This window comes from Micromonospora sp. WMMD736, from assembly GCF_049179015.1.
Lineage (GTDB): Bacteria > Actinomycetota > Actinomycetes > Mycobacteriales > Micromonosporaceae > Micromonospora.
Genome location: NZ_JBMHMI010000001.1, coordinates 474904 through 489832, shown reverse-complemented (window position 1 = coordinate 489832; position 14929 = coordinate 474904). Strand labels below are relative to the sequence as shown.

Annotated in this window: 17 protein-coding genes; 4 read left to right on the top strand and 13 right to left on the bottom strand. The window is 72.5% G+C overall.

Features of this window, described 5'->3' with window-relative positions; translation table 11 throughout:
* Nucleotides 1-3 precede the first annotated feature (3 nt).
* The 3 genes from ACN269_RS01980 to ACN269_RS01970 all read right to left on the bottom strand — a co-directional run bounded on the left by ACN269_RS01980 (nucleotide 4) and on the right by ACN269_RS01970 (nucleotide 2322).
* Nucleotides 4-603: a sulfite oxidase-like oxidoreductase gene (locus tag ACN269_RS01980; RefSeq protein ID WP_421470709.1), complete on the bottom strand. Its 600-nt coding sequence runs from the start codon at nucleotides 601-603 to the stop codon at nucleotides 4-6.
* Nucleotides 604-680: 77 nt separating this feature from the next.
* Nucleotides 681-1703, bottom strand: coding sequence for a TerC/Alx family metal homeostasis membrane protein (locus ACN269_RS01975; protein WP_421470708.1), 1023 nt, complete (start codon nucleotides 1701-1703; stop codon nucleotides 681-683).
* A gap of 208 nt (nucleotides 1704-1911) precedes the next feature.
* Nucleotides 1912-2322, bottom strand: a complete 411-nt coding sequence (locus tag ACN269_RS01970) for a DUF2267 domain-containing protein (protein WP_421470707.1) — start codon at nucleotides 2320-2322, stop codon at nucleotides 1912-1914.
* Between the two features lie 160 nt (nucleotides 2323-2482).
* Between ACN269_RS01970 and ACN269_RS01965 the strand changes: the two genes are divergently transcribed.
* A complete protein-coding gene (locus ACN269_RS01965; RefSeq protein WP_357399052.1) occupies nucleotides 2483-2755 on the top strand; it encodes a DUF2795 domain-containing protein in 273 nt (90 codons plus the stop codon).
* Between the two features lie 44 nt (nucleotides 2756-2799).
* Nucleotides 2800-3468, top strand: a complete 669-nt coding sequence (locus ACN269_RS01960; protein WP_421470706.1) for a DUF1345 domain-containing protein — start codon at nucleotides 2800-2802, stop codon at nucleotides 3466-3468.
* A 266-nt stretch (nucleotides 3469-3734) separates the two neighbouring features.
* Here the strand turns inward: ACN269_RS01960 and ACN269_RS01955 are convergent, their stop codons facing one another.
* The 5 genes from ACN269_RS01955 to ACN269_RS01935 all read right to left on the bottom strand — a co-directional run bounded on the left by ACN269_RS01955 (nucleotide 3735) and on the right by ACN269_RS01935 (nucleotide 8493).
* Nucleotides 3735-4403, bottom strand: a complete 669-nt coding sequence (locus ACN269_RS01955) for a hypothetical protein (RefSeq protein WP_421470705.1) — start codon at nucleotides 4401-4403, stop codon at nucleotides 3735-3737.
* A gap of 41 nt (nucleotides 4404-4444) precedes the next feature.
* Nucleotides 4445-5416 carry a pirin family protein gene (locus tag ACN269_RS01950; RefSeq protein WP_421470704.1) on the bottom strand — a complete coding sequence of 324 codons (972 nt, stop codon included), beginning with the start codon at nucleotides 5414-5416 and terminating at the stop codon, nucleotides 4445-4447.
* A gap of 184 nt (nucleotides 5417-5600) precedes the next feature.
* Nucleotides 5601-6356 carry a hypothetical protein gene (locus tag ACN269_RS01945; protein ID WP_421470703.1) on the bottom strand — a complete coding sequence of 252 codons (756 nt, stop codon included), beginning with the start codon at nucleotides 6354-6356 and terminating at the stop codon, nucleotides 5601-5603.
* 673 nt (nucleotides 6357-7029) lie between these two features.
* Nucleotides 7030-7596, bottom strand: coding sequence for a hypothetical protein (locus ACN269_RS01940; RefSeq protein WP_421470702.1), 567 nt, complete (start codon nucleotides 7594-7596; stop codon nucleotides 7030-7032).
* 585 nt (nucleotides 7597-8181) lie between these two features.
* Nucleotides 8182-8493 (bottom strand): MazG-like family protein, encoded by a 312-nt coding sequence (locus tag ACN269_RS01935; protein ID WP_421470701.1) that lies wholly within the window; start codon nucleotides 8491-8493, stop codon nucleotides 8182-8184.
* A 215-nt stretch (nucleotides 8494-8708) separates the two neighbouring features.
* Here ACN269_RS01935 and ACN269_RS01930 point away from each other — a divergent pair, with 215 nt between their 5' ends.
* Nucleotides 8709-10079, top strand: a complete 1371-nt coding sequence (locus tag ACN269_RS01930) for a hypothetical protein (protein WP_421470700.1) — start codon at nucleotides 8709-8711, stop codon at nucleotides 10077-10079.
* A 52-nt stretch (nucleotides 10080-10131) separates the two neighbouring features.
* On the opposite strand, the gene ACN269_RS01925 is transcribed toward ACN269_RS01930, so the two are convergent.
* The 3 genes from ACN269_RS01925 to ACN269_RS01915 form a co-directional block, all read right to left on the bottom strand.
* Nucleotides 10132-10842, bottom strand: a complete 711-nt coding sequence (locus ACN269_RS01925) for a hypothetical protein (RefSeq protein WP_421470699.1) — start codon at nucleotides 10840-10842, stop codon at nucleotides 10132-10134.
* Nucleotides 10843-11073: 231 nt separating this feature from the next.
* A complete protein-coding gene (locus ACN269_RS01920; protein ID WP_421470698.1) occupies nucleotides 11074-12186 on the bottom strand; it encodes a DUF3626 domain-containing protein in 1113 nt (370 codons plus the stop codon).
* Nucleotides 12183-12614 (bottom strand): VOC family protein, encoded by a 432-nt coding sequence (locus ACN269_RS01915; RefSeq protein ID WP_421470697.1) that lies wholly within the window; start codon nucleotides 12612-12614, stop codon nucleotides 12183-12185. Before ACN269_RS01915 ends, ACN269_RS01920 begins: the two co-directional genes overlap by 4 nt.
* A gap of 106 nt (nucleotides 12615-12720) precedes the next feature.
* Here ACN269_RS01915 and tsaA point away from each other — a divergent pair, with 106 nt between their 5' ends.
* Nucleotides 12721-13134 (top strand): tRNA (N6-threonylcarbamoyladenosine(37)-N6)-methyltransferase TrmO, encoded by a 414-nt coding sequence (gene tsaA / locus ACN269_RS01910; protein WP_421470696.1) that lies wholly within the window; start codon nucleotides 12721-12723, stop codon nucleotides 13132-13134.
* A 12-nt stretch (nucleotides 13135-13146) separates the two neighbouring features.
* On the opposite strand, the gene ACN269_RS01905 is transcribed toward tsaA, so the two are convergent.
* On the bottom strand, nucleotides 13147-13776 hold the full coding sequence (locus tag ACN269_RS01905; RefSeq protein ID WP_421470695.1) for an MBL fold metallo-hydrolase: 630 nt from the start codon (nucleotides 13774-13776) through the stop codon (nucleotides 13147-13149).
* Entirely contained in the window at nucleotides 13776-14861 is a 1086-nt protein-coding gene (locus ACN269_RS01900; RefSeq protein ID WP_421470694.1) for an S-(hydroxymethyl)mycothiol dehydrogenase, read from the bottom strand. Before ACN269_RS01900 ends, ACN269_RS01905 begins: the two co-directional genes overlap by 1 nt.
* Between the last annotated feature and the right edge of the window lie 68 nt (nucleotides 14862-14929).

The window sequence follows — 14929 nt, the reverse complement described above, 5'->3', positions numbered from 1 at the left end:
CGCTCAGTCACCCTGGTACCGCTGCTCGCGCCACGGGTCGCCGTAGTCGTGGTAACCGGCGGTCTCCCAGAAACCCGGCTCGTCCATGGTCTTGAGCCGGATGCCGCGCACCCACTTGGCGGACTTCCAGAAGTACAGGTGGGGCACCAGCAGCCGGGCCGGACCGCCGTGCTCGGCCGGCAGTGGTGCGCCGTCGAAGGTGTGCGCCACCCAGGCCCGGCCGCCGCGCAGGTCGTCCAGGGGCAGGTTGGTGGTGTACCCGCCGTACGAGTGCGCCAGCGCGAAGTGCGCGCCAGTGTCCACCCCGTCGAGCAGGGTGTCCAGGGAGACGCCCGTCCAGGTGGTGCCGAGCTTCGACCAGTGGGTCACGCAGTGGATGTCGACGGTCGGCGTCTCCTGCGGAAGCGCCATCAACTCCTGCCACGACCACCGGTACTCGGCGCCGTTCTCGGCGGCGATGACGAACTCCCAGGTGTCCAGGGAGACCCGGGGAGTCGGGCCGGCCGAGAGCACCGGGAAGTCCTCGGTCAGGTACTGACCGGGCGGCAGCGCGGGCTCCTGTGAGCGGGGCCGGCCCTGGAAGCCCGGTGACACGATTCCCATTGCACAGTCGTACCACCCGGGCCGGCCGGGGCGGGAGCTTTCCCGCGTACCCCCTTGCCGGCCCGGCGCGGCGCGGGTCAGTGCCGGTCGGTCACGACCTCGCGCTCGGCGGGCGTGCCGCCCCGGGTGGCGCGCAGGCTGGTGAGGGTGACCACCACCAGCACCCCGATGATCACGCCGAGCGAGGCGAGGGTGGGGATCTGCGGAACGCTCTCCCAGATGCCGTGCGCCCAGTGCAGGCCCAGCTTGAGCCCGATGAACGCCAGGATGATCGCCAGACCGTAGCTGAGGTGCACCAGCCGGCTCAGCGCCGCGTGCAGGACGAAGTAGAGCGCCCGCAGGCCGAGCAGGGCGAAGGCGTTGGTGGCGAAGACCAGGTACGGGTCCTCGGTGATGCCGTAGACCGCCGGCACCGAGTCGACGGCGAAGACCACGTCGGTGGCCAGCACCGCGACGACCACCAGGGCGAACGGGGTGAGCGCCCGCCGCGTGCCCTCCCGGACGGTCATCCGGGTGCCGTGGTAGTCGTCGACCACCGGCATGACCTTGCGCAGCAGCTTGACCGAGCGCATCTTGTTGATGTCGACCTCCTGCTCGTGCCCGGAGAGGGCGTCGCGCAGCAGCTTCACCGCGGTGGCGATGAGGATGATCGCGAAGAGCAGGAAAGCGAAGTCGAGGGTCTGCAGGGCCGCCGCGCCCAGGGCGATGAAGACCGCCCGCAGCACCAGCGCGCCCGCGATGCCGTAGAGCAGCACCCGCTGGGCCAGCACCGCCGGGACCGCGAACGCGGCCAGCAGCAGCATGAAGACGAAGAGGTTGTCGACCGAGAGCGACTTCTCGACGAGGTAACCGGTGAGGTATTCGATGCCCTGCTGCGAGCCGTAGCGGGCCCAGAGCCAGCCGCCGAAGGCCAGCGGCAGGGCGATGTAGAAGGTCGACCAGCCGATCGCCTCGCGCATGGACACCTCGTGCGGCTTGCGCGTCACCAGGAAGTCCAGCACCAGCAGGAGCACCACGCCGGCGATCGTCAGCGCCCAGAGGGTGGGCGTGCCGACCGAGGACAGGTCACTCGCCGCGGCCAAGGGGGACAGTTCGGTCATGGGGTCTCCTCGAACACCGTGTCATGTTCGAGGTCTCCTTCACCCATCACCCGATGGGCAACCACCCGAGGCACGCCGGGCGTGCCGTACTGACCGGAATGGTTCGTGGGAAGTACTCCCCTCGCCACGACCAGGTTAGGCCAGGCCTGATCGACACGCCAAGCCGGACGTCGATGGTTGCCCTGGCCAACCGCTGTGTGAGCCGTACTCAAGCGCGACGCAGCGTCGCGCCGGGGGCCATCGCCTGCTCCACGAGGTCCCGGTAGTCGCGCGGCAACTGCGTCGCCACGTCGTCGAACTCCCCGCCCGTGATCGCCTCGCGCAGGGTGGTGAACACCGCCCGGACGGCGTCCCGCGCCGCCGGCTCCTCGACCCGCGCCCGCAACGCCACGCGCGCCACGAACTCGGCCGCCCCGAACCGGTCCGCCTGCTCGGTGCTCGGGCTCGGCTTGAGCACCAGTTGCAGCGGCTGCGGCAACTGCGCCGCCAGGTCCAGCACCTCGCCACCGGTCAGCCGCTCGGCGAACGTCTCCAGCACCGCCCGGGTCAGCTGGACGGCCTGCTCCGACGACGTACGGGTGCGCTGGGAAACCTGGTCGACGAAGGTGTCGTAGTTCATCGCGTACTCCCTCGAACGGTGTCTGCGGCGCCTGCGGGTACCCGCGGCGCCGTGGTGGAAACGACGCCGGATTTCCCGGACCGACCCGGGCGTGACCTGCCGGCTGACGGGTAACCGCCGCCGGACGCGACCAATCCATGCCCCGAGGGAGCCTGAAGACATGGCGAGCTACGCGGACGTCCTGCAGTACCTGTCGAGCCTGGACTACCCGGCCGAGAAGGACGACGTGGTCCGCGAGGCCGAACGCGAAGGCGCCCCGCCGGACGTGCTCAAGGCGCTGCGCGCGCTGCCTCCGGTGGACTACGCCAACGGCACCGAGGTGGCCCGCTCGGCCGGCATCGAGGCCGCCCCCGAGGTGGGCCCGGCGCAACGCGCGACCCAGGCCCGGGACAAGAAGCACAACCGGGTGTCGCAGCACCTGCGCGGCATCTGACCTCGGCGGTGGGGGGGTTCCGCCGTGGCGAGCCGGCGTCGCGGATGACCGGCGCCAGCCCACCGTCGCCCCCGCCGGACGGGCACATCCCCGCGGCGGCGCAGCTCGTGATCGTGGGGGTGGTCGGCGTCATCGTGGGCGGCGTCTTCGCCCTGACGCTGTCGCCCGCGCTCGCCCCGCTGGCCGGCTGGGACGTCGCCGCGCTGAGCTGGCTGGTGCTGGTGTGGCACAAACTCTGGCCGATGGACGCCACCCGCACCGCCGAACTCGCCGTGCACGAGGACCCGAACCGAGCCATCCGGGACGTGCTGCTGCTGATCGCCTGCCTCGCCAGCCTGCTGGCCATCGGGCTGGTCCTCGCCAGCGCACACGCGGCGCCACCCGGAACGCGCCGCGACCTGTACGGCGTCCTCGGCGTCCTCAGCGTGGTGCTGTCCTGGCTGGTCGTGCACACCGTCTTCGCCGCCCGCTATGCGCGGATCTACTACACGGGCCCGGACGGCGGGGTGAACTTCAACCAGAGCGAACCGCCCCGCTACTCGGACTTCGCGTACGTGGCGTTCACCGTCGGGGCGACGTTCCAGGTCTCCGACACCAACCTGACGAGCAACGAGATGCGCCGGACGGTGCTACGGCACTCGATGGTGTCGTACCTGTTCGGCGCGTTCGTCATCGCCGTCACGGTGAACCTGCTGGCGGGGCTGGCACGCTGAGGGGTGCCTTGCTGCTCTGCCCGGCTGCTCGACGGTCGTGCCGGAGCTGGCGGACGCTCGCCGGGACAGGCGGGCGCCCCTTGGCCACGAACCGCGACCGGGGGCGCCACGCAAACCTGCCCAGGCGGTGAACCACGTCCGAACCGGTCGCGGTCACCAGGCGGTGGATGCCCGCCCGAACCGAGCGGTCAGCACTGCCGGGTACAACCATACGACAGAACATCCTCCATACGGTCAGTTTTTGCGGAACTGTGGGCCAGGGCACGTCACGGTCGGTCGGTCACGTCCGCGTACCGGTGCTCCAGCTCGACCCGCGCCAGGGCCCCCACCAGCCATGCCAGCCGTTCCGACTCACCGCCGGCCAGCCCGGCGAGATCGTCCGCCGAGCGGCCCAGCCCGAGCCGGCGGGCCGCCGCCAACGCCCGCCGGTCCGCGACCGGGGTCACCTCCCGCCACAGCGCCTGCGCCTCCCGCAGGAACAGGTCGACGACCTGGGCGTCCACGCCGGGCAGGTCGGCCAGGAGGGCACGCTCGGCTGCCGGGTGGTGGTGGGCGGCGGCGCGCAGGCGACGCAGGTCGCCCCGGTACCTGTCGACGACCGTCCGTGCCAGGTCACCCAGCACGTCGGCCACCGCGTCGACATCACCCCGCTGACCACTGTCCCGCAACACCCGGACCCGATCCGCGTGCAGGGAACGGGCCAGCCGGGCGGCGCTGTCCCAGCCCGCGTCGCGCAGTGCCCGCGCGCCGTCCACCGCGCGCCGGAAGTCGCCCCGTCGGGCGAGCAGTACCGCGAGGCACAACACCTGGAACAGGCTCGCCGGGTTGTTTGTCACCCGGAAGCCGTACTGCTCGGCGAAGCCCCGGCCAGTGCCGGCGAGGCGACGGGCCAGGCGCTTGCGATCCTCCATGGGCGTGATCAGAGTGGTCGCCATGGGCGGCGACTACCCGAGCGACCGGCGGTCACACGCCAGCATCAGCCGTGCAGGCCGCCGGTGCGGTCGCGGGCCTTGAGCCGGGTGGTGGGCAGGGCGGGCGCGGGCAGCGGCGACGCCGCGTCGTCGGCCACCACCCCGAAACGCCGACCGGCCATCCAGTCCTCCCGGGCCGTGGCGATCTCCTCGTGCGAGCGGCCCACGAAGTTCCACCACATGACCAGCGGCTCCTCGAACGGCGTCCCGCCCAGCAGCAACAGCCGCGCCCCCGCCCCGCCGCGCACGGTCAGCTCACTGCGACCCGTGCCCAGGTAGAGCAGCGCTCCTGGCTCGAAGCCCACTCCGGCGGCCTCGGCCGCGCCGGACATCGCCATCAGGGCGTACTCGAAGTCGGGCCGCAACGGCAGCGTCGTCGGCGCCGACCCGCCCAGCTCGAGCTGCACGCCCACCAGCGGGGTGTGCACCACGGCCGGCGAGCGCTGCCCGGCGAACTCGCCCACCAGCAGGGTCGCGTCGACCTCGCCGTCGCGCCAGCGTGGCAGGTCGGCGTGGTGCGCGAAGTCGGCCGCGCCGGCCCGCGCCGGGTCCGGCAGCGCCACCCAGAGCTGCACGCCGTGCATCACCGGTGGGTGCGTTGCCGGCGACCGCTCCGAGTGGGCGATGCCGTGCCCGGAGGTCATCACGTTCAACTGGCCGGGTCGGATCGCCTGGACGTTGCCGAGGCTGTCCCGGTGGATGATCTCGCCGTCGAGCAGCCACGTCACCGTCTGCAGCCCCGTGTGCGGGTGCGGCGGGACCTCCATGCCGGGTCGCTGCGCCACATCGTCCGGGCCGAAATGGTCCACGAAACACCACGCGCCGACCATCCGTCGGGGCCGCTGCGGCAGCAGACGCCGCACCGTCGTGTACCGACCCAGCGGCACGTCGTGGCCCGGCAGCAGCACACTGCCGGGATCGACGTCGGCCACGCCGGGCGGTCGGGTCTGCGCCAGCATCGATTCGGTACGCTCCACCGCCCGACTGTACGCTCGCGCGCTCCCCCGACAGCGACGCTTCCGATTCGGGGTGACCGCCACCTCAGCCGCGCGGGGCCTTCGAACCGACGCCCCGATCCACCTCGTTCGCGCTGATCCTCGGCGCCTCCGTCACCCGGGGCCTCGCCCGGAGTCACCCCCGGCCACCGAGGCCGGCCTGCGGTCACCGGGCCTCGGTCACCGTCACCGCGTCGACGCCCGCGACCAGGTCCAGAAAGATCCGGTTGGGCGAGCGGTCCCATCCCGGCGTGCTCACCAGATCCCCGGCGGCCACCCCGTTCCACCGCTGGTCGCGGACCACCACCGAACCGGCGCCAGCGCCCGCCCGCACCCGCACCGGCGGCGTGCCCGGCACCCGGACGGAGAGGCGGCTGCTCCCGCCGGTCGATCGCACCGTCAGCACGCCGCGATCCACGGGCGGCAGGATGAGATCGGTGCGGGCGGACCCGCCGACAAGGTCCACTCCCAGCAGACGCGCCCGCGTCAGATCCAGCACCTGGTCGCTCACCCCGCCCTCCAGGCGCAGACGCCAGGCGACCCGGTCGCTGAGCGACACCCGTACGGCCCGCCCCTCGGACGCGCCGGCAGCCACCACGCCGAGCCGGACGGTCTCGCCGTCGAGCACCGGCCGCGCGGCCACGCCGGTGCCGGACGGACTGCTGATCCGGTAGAGCTCGTCGCCCAGGTCCGTCACCCGCAGGTCGAACGACGTCAACCCGTCGACGAGTACGAAGATGGCCTTCCGCCGGCCCGCCAACGGCGCGGTCATCGTCTGGTCGGAGGCCGCCGCCGCGTCCTGCCTCGTGTCCTGCGCACCGGTGTCGCTGTAGGTCTGACCGAGGCGGTAGGGGTCACTCACGATCACCGTGACCGCCATGGCCCCGAGTACCAGCACGACGGCAGCGGCGGTCAACAGCACTCGCGCACCGACCGACAAGCGTCCCGATGCGACCCCCGCTTCCAGCGGCCCCGCCGCCTGGGCGGGGCGCGGCTCTGTCTCGGGTGGCGGTTCCGCTGTGGTGGTCGCCCGGCCCCGGCTGGCCGGCGCAGGCTCCGGTTGGCCCGTCGCCGGGTCGTCGGCCGGCAGGTGCGCGGCAGCCGTCCGAGCCGCCGCCGTCGTCGTCTGCGCAGGTCGCCGTGTCGCCTGATGCTCGCTTCGATGCTCGCCTTGAGATTCGTTGCCGTCACCCACCACGGCCATGCCCTGTCCCTCCGCCGGTCCCCGCGGGAGGGTACGGACGCGACCGCGGATCGGATCACTGCGCGCCGACAACACCGCTGCGGAACGTCGCCTCGCGAGATGCCGGGCAGCTTCCGCCCTCCTGATGACTCGCGGGCATCACGCCTCCGGCGGCCCGCCCGCCTCGAGGCCCCCGCGCCACCACCCGACAGCACCCCAATGAGCGTGATGCCTCAGCGTCATCTTGATGACCCACAGGCATCACGCCTCCAGCGGCGGGCCTGCCTCGGGGCCGCCCCGGCGGCAAGCGTGATGCCCGAAGGTCAGCTGCCAACCCGGGAAGTGACCGAGGTCCGGAAAATGCGCCGATGGCCGGCACCCCGTTCACGGGGTACCGGCCATCGATCGTGTGTCAGCTGTTCCAGTAGTGGGCGACGAGGTCGGTGGCCTGCTGCTCCCACTGGGCATACGCGTCCGGGTAGGCCGAGACCTGCACGGTCTGCGCGGCGTCGGTCAGCGGCATGTCCTGCCAGCCGTCAACCTGACGCAGGCCCTTGAGGAACGCCGTCGTCGAGTACTCCGGGTTGGTGATCTGCTCCGGCGTGCCCCAACCGGAGGAGGGGCGCTGCTGGAACAGGCCGAGGGAGTCGTGGTCGTTGGCGTCGCCGAGGTGGCCCAGGTTCTCCAGCTTGGACTCCTGCAGGCTCGTCGCGATCGAGATGACCGCGGCCCGCTCGGGCAGGCCCGCCTTCTTCGTGGCGGCGATGATGGCCTTGGCGTTGGCGGTCTGCTCGTCGTTCAGGGTGATGTGCGACTGGTCGCCCTGCGGCTTCGGCGCGGCGGTGTGCACGGCGGCGGCGACGGGCTTGGTGTCCACGGCCGGGGTGGCGGCGTGGGCGGCGATGGGGCCGGCGAAGACGCCACCGGCGAACGCGAGACCAGCAACGGACAGCATGCTCTTGCGGAAGATCGTGTTCATCAGGGTTGCTCCTTCGGGGGTAGGAAACACCCCCGCGTCACCCATTCGGGGGGATCGGAGACGCCGGGGATGTCAGCACCTCGTCCGGGCGCTTGCAAAAGTCTTGAGGGGGCGGCCTGCGAGCGGGGGGTTCGCGGCGCGGCCGGTCCGGGTGTAACGACCGGCGGGCCGGGGCCATTCCCGGGGGCTCGGCGGGGTCGGGGCCATTCCCGCAGGCGGCGGCCCGTGGGGGGCGTCTGACCCGTGCTCCTGTGATCGTCGGGGTGTGTAACGACCTCCGGCCCGGCAGGATTCCGGCCGGCGGGTGCAGCCGGTCACCACAGACACCCCAGGACCGGACATACCACCCAGTCGAGGTGCGATCCGCGCGGTGATCGACTCGACATCGCCGAAGTCGGGGTATCCGGGACCCGTCGATGGCCCCACATCGGCGAACTCGTGTCGATCACGACACCGCACGGCACCGCGTGACACCGCGCGCCGCACTGCACCGCGCACCCGCCACGGCACCGCACGCCGCACGGCACCACACGCCGCACGCCCGCACGGCACCGTGTGACACGCGGCGCCGGCAGGGCGGCGGCCTCACTCTCCCAGGCGGGACCGGACCTTGTTCGCGCAGGACTCCAGGGCGGTCTGCGCGTCGAGTCCCAGGCTCTCGATCGCCACCAGCGCGGTGAACACCACGTCGGCCAGCTCGGCCGCCACGTCCTCGCGCGTGTGGGTGACACCCTTGCGCGGATTCTGCCCGAGCAGACCGATCCAGGCGGCGGACGCCTCGCCCGCCTCCTCGGTCAGCTTGAGGATGCGGCAGGTCAGTTCGGTCTCCCCGGTGCCGTTCGCGGTGTCCAGCCAGCTCCGCGCAGCTCGGGCCGCCGCCCAGATCGAGTCTTCCACGACGACAGTCAACCGCATCGAACCGGACCAACCGACGGCCGGCACACCCGTCGTCGAGGACGCAGGGGTACGGGGTCCGTCGGGACCTGACCGGCCGGTCAGCAGAGCCATTGACTCCGGTCGACGGCGGTCCTAGGTTCAGGGCGCTACCGGCCGGTAGGCAACCGTCCCGCCTGGTCGCCCCGCAGGCGACATCCGTCCGATGGGGAGCATCGATGCTGTCCGTACCCGTTCGCACCCTGCGCCGCCTCGTCGCCGCCACCGCGACACTGACCCTGGCCGTCGGACTACTCGGTCCCGCACCCAGCGCCGCGGCGGCGGGCACCACGCCCGGCGGCGACCAGCCGCTGCCCGGTTACACCTTCCAGAACCCGCCGCTGACGCCGCTGACGGTGGCGGGCAGACCGACGACGGTACGTCAGGGCGTGCACCGGCACGCCGCGTACATCATCGAGGTTCCGGCCCGGTGGAACGGCGACCTGGTGCTGTGGGCGCACGGCTACCGGGGTCAGGGCACGGTGCTCTCGCCGGAGCCGCCGGGCTTCGAGCTGCGGCAGCGGATGCTGTCCCAGGGGTACGCGTGGGCGTCGTCGTCGTACGACCGGAACGGCTTCGACATCCGCTCCGGGGTGCTGGGCACGAAGGATCTCGCGGACCACTTCGGACGGACGGTGCGCCGACCGCACCGCACCTACCTCGCCGGGGTGTCGATGGGCGGGTACGTCATCGGTCGCTCGCTGGAGCAGTATCCCGGCTACTACGACGGTGCCCTGCCCATGTGCGGGGTGCTCGGCGACCAGACGCTGCTCGACTTCTACCTGGACTACAACCTGGTCGCGCAGGCGCTCGCCGGGGTGCCGGCCTATCCCACGCCGGCCGACTACCTGAGCAACGCCGTGCCGCGCATCCAGGCGGCGCTGGGCCTGGCCGGGCTCACGCCGACCGGCCCGGACACGACGAACGAGCGGGGCAAACAGTTGCGGGCCGTGACGGTGAACCACTCGGGCGGGCCCCGTCCCGGTGCGGAGGCGGCGTTCGCGGTGTGGAAGGACTTCCTGTTCTCGATCATGGTGACCGACGGCGGCGATTCCCCCGCCCAGCGGCCGGGGCAGCTCGCCACCAACCTCCTCACCCGCTACCGCCCGAACGGTCCGGTCGACCTGAACTCGGCCGTGCAGCGGGTCGCGCCGGAGAACGTCCGGCAGCGGCTCCTGCCGACGCTGACCGAGGTGCCGCGCATCGCCGGCCGTCCCAGTGCGCCGGTGGTCAGCCTGCACGACCTCGGTGACCTGTTCGTACCGTTCAGCATGGAGCAGACGTACGCCAGCGACGTGGCACGGCACGGTCGCAGCCGGCTGGTGGTGCAGCGGGCCATCCGGGCCGCGCAGCACTGCGAGTTCAGCCCGGCCGAGGCCGGCGCCGCCTGGGACGACCTGGTGTCCTGGGTACGCACCGGCAAGCGCCCGGCGGGCGACACCGTGACCGATCCGGCGGTGGTGGCCCGACCGGACTACGGCTGCCGGTTCAGCGACCGGGAGGCGTACGCCGCCGGGGATGGCACCCGCCGCCTCTACGCCCCCTGCTGACGCAACGACGCCGGCCGGCCCCCGTGACGGGAACCGGCCGGCGTCGAGTGGCTTACCAGAGCTGCTGGACGATGTCCGCCGCCTGCTCCTCCCACTGCGCGTACGCGTACGGGAAGGCGGAGACCTGGACGGTCTGCGCGGCGGTGGTCAGCGGCAGGTCCTGCCAGCCGCCGACGTTCTTGAGCGCGTCGAAGAACGCCGTGGCGGCGTACTCCGGGTCGGTGATCTGCTCGGGCGAGCCCCAACCGGACGACGGACGCTGCTGGAACAGGCCCTGCGAGTCGTGGTCGTTGTACGCGCCGAGGTGGCCGAGGTTGTAGAGCTTCGACTCCTGCAACGAGGTGGCGACACCGATCACCGCGCCACGGTCGCCGACGCCGGTCTTCTTGGCCGCGTCGACGATCGCCCGCGCGTTGTCGAGCTGCGCCTTGTCGAGCGGGATGCGCGACTGCGCGCCCTCGATGCCGTGCGGGATCAGCTCGTCGCGGCTCGGCTTGCCGGCCGGCGGCTCGCCGGTCGGGGAGCCGGTGGTCAGCCCGGATTCGACGGGCTGCTCCTGGTGCGCAGCGGTGGCGGCCTTGCCGGTGGCGAGGTCGATGGCGGCGACGGCGCCCTGGTGCGGCCCGGAGGTGACCGGGGCGGCGGTCGCGGTCGGCGCGAGCGCCAGACCGCCGAGGGCGGCCACACCCACCACGCTGAGCGCGGTCTTGCGGTACGAGTCCTTGGCGATGGCGGGGAGCCATCGAGTGAAGTCGGCCTTCACGATGGTTCCTTTCGATCGTGCGGAGCGCTCCGGGGTGAACGCCCCTCGGGAGTGACCGCGGAAAAGGGGTTTGGGCTCCGGCGGTACGGGGGACACAACCGGGTTGACGAGTCGGTCATTCCGGAAATGCCGGAGTCACCCCGAGCTGGGTCGCCAGTCACTCCGGGGAATTCGGATGGCCGTCGTGGCCGGGCAACAGGCGGGCGGAACCGGACTTTCGACGCGCGCGGGTCAGCCCGGATACGCCGTGCCGAACCGGACGAGCACGTGCCAGAGCTGCTTGAGGTGCTGGAGAGTGTCGGCGGTCGGCCCGCGATCCGCCCACCGCTGCGGCTCGGTGACCAGCGAGACCGCGCCCCGGCCGATCAGCGCCGCGTCCACCGGCGCGTCCGGCCGCCCGAACTCCCGGTGCAGGCGTGCCGCGAGCACCGGAATCGCGGGACCCCGGAACTCGGCGTCGACCTCGTCGACGGGCAACACGAAGCCGGGGTGCCAGCGCAGGGAAAAACCGTACCGCCGCGCGACGAATTCCAGCGTCGTGCCGGTCGCCGTGCCGGCGAAGGACGGGTCCACCACCAACTCCTCAACGTCGGACGCGAGGTCGAGGGTGCCGTGGACCTGGGTCTCCACGTAGTCGTCGAGCGCACGACCGACCGTCGCGGCCGGGCGCGACACGTCCAGGAGCGTCCGCGTCAGGCAGGCGACGTCCGTCTCGGCGCGGCCCAGGCACACGCCGGTACGGGCGACCTCGGCCAGGAGCCCGGCGAGGACCACCTCGAAGGCGTCGATCGTCCCCAGCACGTCGGGGCCGAGATAGCTGTCGCCGACGCAGAAGGTCACCCGCGCCAGCACCTCCGGGCGCAGTCGAAGATGGCAGGAGCCGAAGCGGGGGCACGCGCCGTCGGCGTGGTCGAGCAGGTTCAAGCCGCCGTAGATCGGGCGGTCCGCCGGGGTCACCCCGGTCTGTTGGTACGCGCCGCCGAACATCCGCCGCTCCCAGCGGTCGCGGTCGCCACCGGGGTACGCGGTGAGCCCGCCAGCGGAGATCCCGGTGACGAACTGGCTGCGGTACACCCCGTCCTCGGCCAGGGCGGCCGCCACGGCACGCCCGTCGGCGCACAGTCGATCCGGGTGGAAGTTGACGGTGATCCGAGCGCGCTCGACGGCTGCGATCAACTGCTCCGACCGGTGGCCGACGTCGGCGTCGGCGAGGTGCCGGGCGATCGTGGCGAGCGCCGCGGAACGCTCGGCCGTCGCCGCCGCCCGCACGTACGCGAGAGCGGCCGCCTGCGCGGGCGTGAGAGTGCCGGCCGGCGACCCACCGCTCGTGGAGGTCGTCGTCACGGCGCGTCCGGCTTCGTCTCCAGTTCCTCGAAGACGGTGATGTGCAGGTCGGCGGGGACGTCGAGGCGCGCGTTGAGGGATTGCCACGGCGTCAGCGTCGGCGGCGCGACCTCGCTCGCACCAGCGGCGACCAGCCGGGTCGTGGTCGCGGCGGCGTCGTCCACCTCGAAGGCCACCCGGATGCGCGGGGCGACCTGACGGCCCACCTCGACCTCGTCGATCAGCCGCTTCTGCGCCGGGTTGGCGATCTCCAGGGTGGCCCGGCCGGCGTCCAGGATGACCACCCGCGCATCCCCGTCGCTGGTGAACTCGGCCTCCACGGGCAGGCCGAGGGCATCCCGGAAGAACGCCACGGCGGCCTCGTGATCGGCCGCCTCCACCACGAGGCGGAGCTGACGGACGACGGGTACGGGCTGCTCGGCGACCATGCGCCGGATCGTAGCGCCCACCGACGCGTGTCGGCGTCCTCGATCGGACCGAGGACGCCGACCCGCGCTCTAGGCTGGTGCCGACACTGTCCCGAGGGGAACGAGCATGGTCGACACATTCCTGCTGCGCCCGGTCGGCCGGGTCGCCTCGCCGCTGACCGACGCGGCGAGCGCCCCACGACAGGGCGACGAGGGCGCCCCACCGGCCTGGCTGGTGTTCGAGCCACAGGTCGAGCCCGCCCTGCGTGACCTGCACGTCGGCGCGGAACTGCTGGTGCTGACCTGGTTGGACCGGGCCCGCCGGGACGTCCTGACGGTGCATCCCCGTCGGGACGAGAGCCGCCCGCTGACGGGGGTGTTCAGCACCCGCTCCCCGCACCGGCCCAACCCGATCGGGCTGCACCGGGTGCGGGTGCGGGCGGTGGACGGGCTGCGCGTCGAGGTCGCCGAACTGGAAGCCCTCGACGGCACCCCGGTGCTGGACGTCAAACCGGTGCTGGGCCCGGTCGACGAACGCTGAGCCCGGGCGGGGTCAGTGCCCCCGGGCCAGCCACTCCGGTAGGTGCGGCGCCTCCGCGCCGATGGTGGTGTCGTCGCCGTGGCCGGTGTGCACGACCGTGTCCGGTGGCAGGGTCAACAGCCGGGTACGGATCGACTCGACGATGGTGTCGAAGTCGCTGTACGACCGTCCAGTGGCGCCCGGCCCGCCGTGGAACAGGGTGTCGCCGGTGAACACCACGCCCAGCTCCGGGGCGTGGAAGCTGCACGCGCCGGGACTGTGCCCCGGGGTGTGCAGCACCCGCAGCTCGGTGCCGGCCACCTCGACGCTCTGGCCGTCGCGCAGCTCGCCGTGCGGTGGCAGGCGGGGGTGGACCAGGTCCCAGAGCACCCGGTCGTCGGCGTGCAGCAGGATCGGCGCGCCGGTGGCCTCGGCGAGTTCGGGAGCGACCCGTACGTGGTCGTCGTGCGCGTGGGTGGCGAGGATGGCCCGCACCCGACGCTCGCCCACCAGCGCGAGGATCGCGGCCACGTCGTGCGGCGCGTCGAGGACGACGCACTCGTGGTCGTCGCCGATCACCCACACGTTGTTGTCCACGTCGAAGGTCTGCCCGTCGAGCGAGAACGTGCCGGCGGTGACCGCGTGGTCGACCCGGACGCTCATCAGAACACCACCACCGAACGCAGCACGTCGCCGTGGTGCATCCGCTCGAACGCGTTCTCGACCTGGTCGAGGGCGATCTCCTCGGTGACGAAGGCGTCCAGGTCGAGACGGCCCTGCAGGTACAGTTCGGTGAGCATCGGGAAGTCCCGGCTGGGCAGGCAGTCGCCGTACCAGCTGGACTTGAGCGCGCCGCCGCGCCCGAAGACGTCCAGCAGGGGCAGCTCGATCCGCATCTGCGGGGTCGGTACGCCGACCAGCACGACCGTACCGGCCAGGTCCCGGGCGTAGAACGCCTGCTGCCAGGTCTCCGGTCGGCCCACCGCGTCGATGACCACGTCCGCGCCGAAACCGCCGGTGGCGGCGCGGATCGCCTCGACCGGGTCGGTGTCGGAGGCGTTCACGGTGTGCGTGGCGCCGAACTTCCTCGCCCAGTCCAGCTTGCGGCTGTCGGTGTCCACGGCCACGATCGTCGTCGCGCCGGCGAGGGCCGCGCCGGCCACCGCCGCGTCCCCGACGCCGCCGCAGCCGATCACCGCGACCGAGTCGCCACGGGTCACGTTGCCCGTGTTCATGGCCGCGCCGAGGCCGGCCATCACACCGCAGCCGAGCAGGCCCACCGCGGCGGGCCGCGCGGCCGGGTCCACCTTCGTGCACTGCCCGGCGTGCACCAGCGTCTTCTCGGCGAACGCGCCGATGCCGAGCGCCGGGGTGAGTTCGGTGCCGTCGGTGAGGGTCATCCGCTGCTTCGCGTTGTGCGTGTCGAAGCAGTACCAGGGCCGGCCGCGACGGCAGGCCCGGCAGTCGCCGCACACCGCCCGCCAGTTGAGCACCACGAAGTCGCCCGGGGCCACGTCGGTGACGCCCTCCCCCACCTGCTCGACGATGCCGGCGGCCTCGTGGCCGAGCAGGAACGGGTAGTCGTCGTTGATGCCGCCGTCGCGGTAGTGCAGGTCGGTGTGGCAGACGCCGCAGGACTGGATCCGGACGATCGCCTCACCCGGACCGGGGTCGGGCACCACGATGGTGGTGACCTCGACCGGTGCGCCCTTGCTGCGGGAGATGACTCCCCGGACTTCCTGGCTCACTGCGCCTCCTGGTGGTGGTCGGTGGCGGGACCCGGGACCGGGCGGTGGAGCGGGCTCGGCGGTGGGCC

What these genes read in the sequence shown, in the direction of transcription:
- ACN269_RS01975 (WP_421470708.1), bottom strand. Translation starts at nt 1,703, where the DNA reads ATGACCGAACTGTCCCCCTTGGCCGCGGCGAGTGACCTGTCCTCGGTC.
- ACN269_RS01915 (WP_421470697.1), bottom strand. Translation starts at nt 12,614, where the DNA reads ATGGTCGCCGAGCAGCCCGTACCCGTCGTCCGTCAGCTCCGCCTCGTG.
- ACN269_RS01955 (WP_421470705.1), bottom strand. Translation starts at nt 4,403, where the DNA reads ATGGCGACCACTCTGATCACGCCCATGGAGGATCGCAAGCGCCTGGCC.
- ACN269_RS01965 (WP_357399052.1), top strand. Translation starts at nt 2,483, where the DNA reads ATGGCGAGCTACGCGGACGTCCTGCAGTACCTGTCGAGCCTGGACTAC.
- ACN269_RS01940 (WP_421470702.1), bottom strand. Translation starts at nt 7,596, where the DNA reads ATGAACACGATCTTCCGCAAGAGCATGCTGTCCGTTGCTGGTCTCGCG.
- ACN269_RS01970 (WP_421470707.1), bottom strand. Translation starts at nt 2,322, where the DNA reads ATGAACTACGACACCTTCGTCGACCAGGTTTCCCAGCGCACCCGTACG.
- ACN269_RS01930 (WP_421470700.1), top strand. Translation starts at nt 8,709, where the DNA reads ATGCTGTCCGTACCCGTTCGCACCCTGCGCCGCCTCGTCGCCGCCACC.
- ACN269_RS01960 (WP_421470706.1), top strand. Translation starts at nt 2,800, where the DNA reads ATGACCGGCGCCAGCCCACCGTCGCCCCCGCCGGACGGGCACATCCCC.
- tsaA (WP_421470696.1), top strand. Translation starts at nt 12,721, where the DNA reads ATGGTCGACACATTCCTGCTGCGCCCGGTCGGCCGGGTCGCCTCGCCG.
- ACN269_RS01905 (WP_421470695.1), bottom strand. Translation starts at nt 13,776, where the DNA reads ATGAGCGTCCGGGTCGACCACGCGGTCACCGCCGGCACGTTCTCGCTC.
- ACN269_RS01980 (WP_421470709.1), bottom strand. Translation starts at nt 603, where the DNA reads ATGGGAATCGTGTCACCGGGCTTCCAGGGCCGGCCCCGCTCACAGGAG.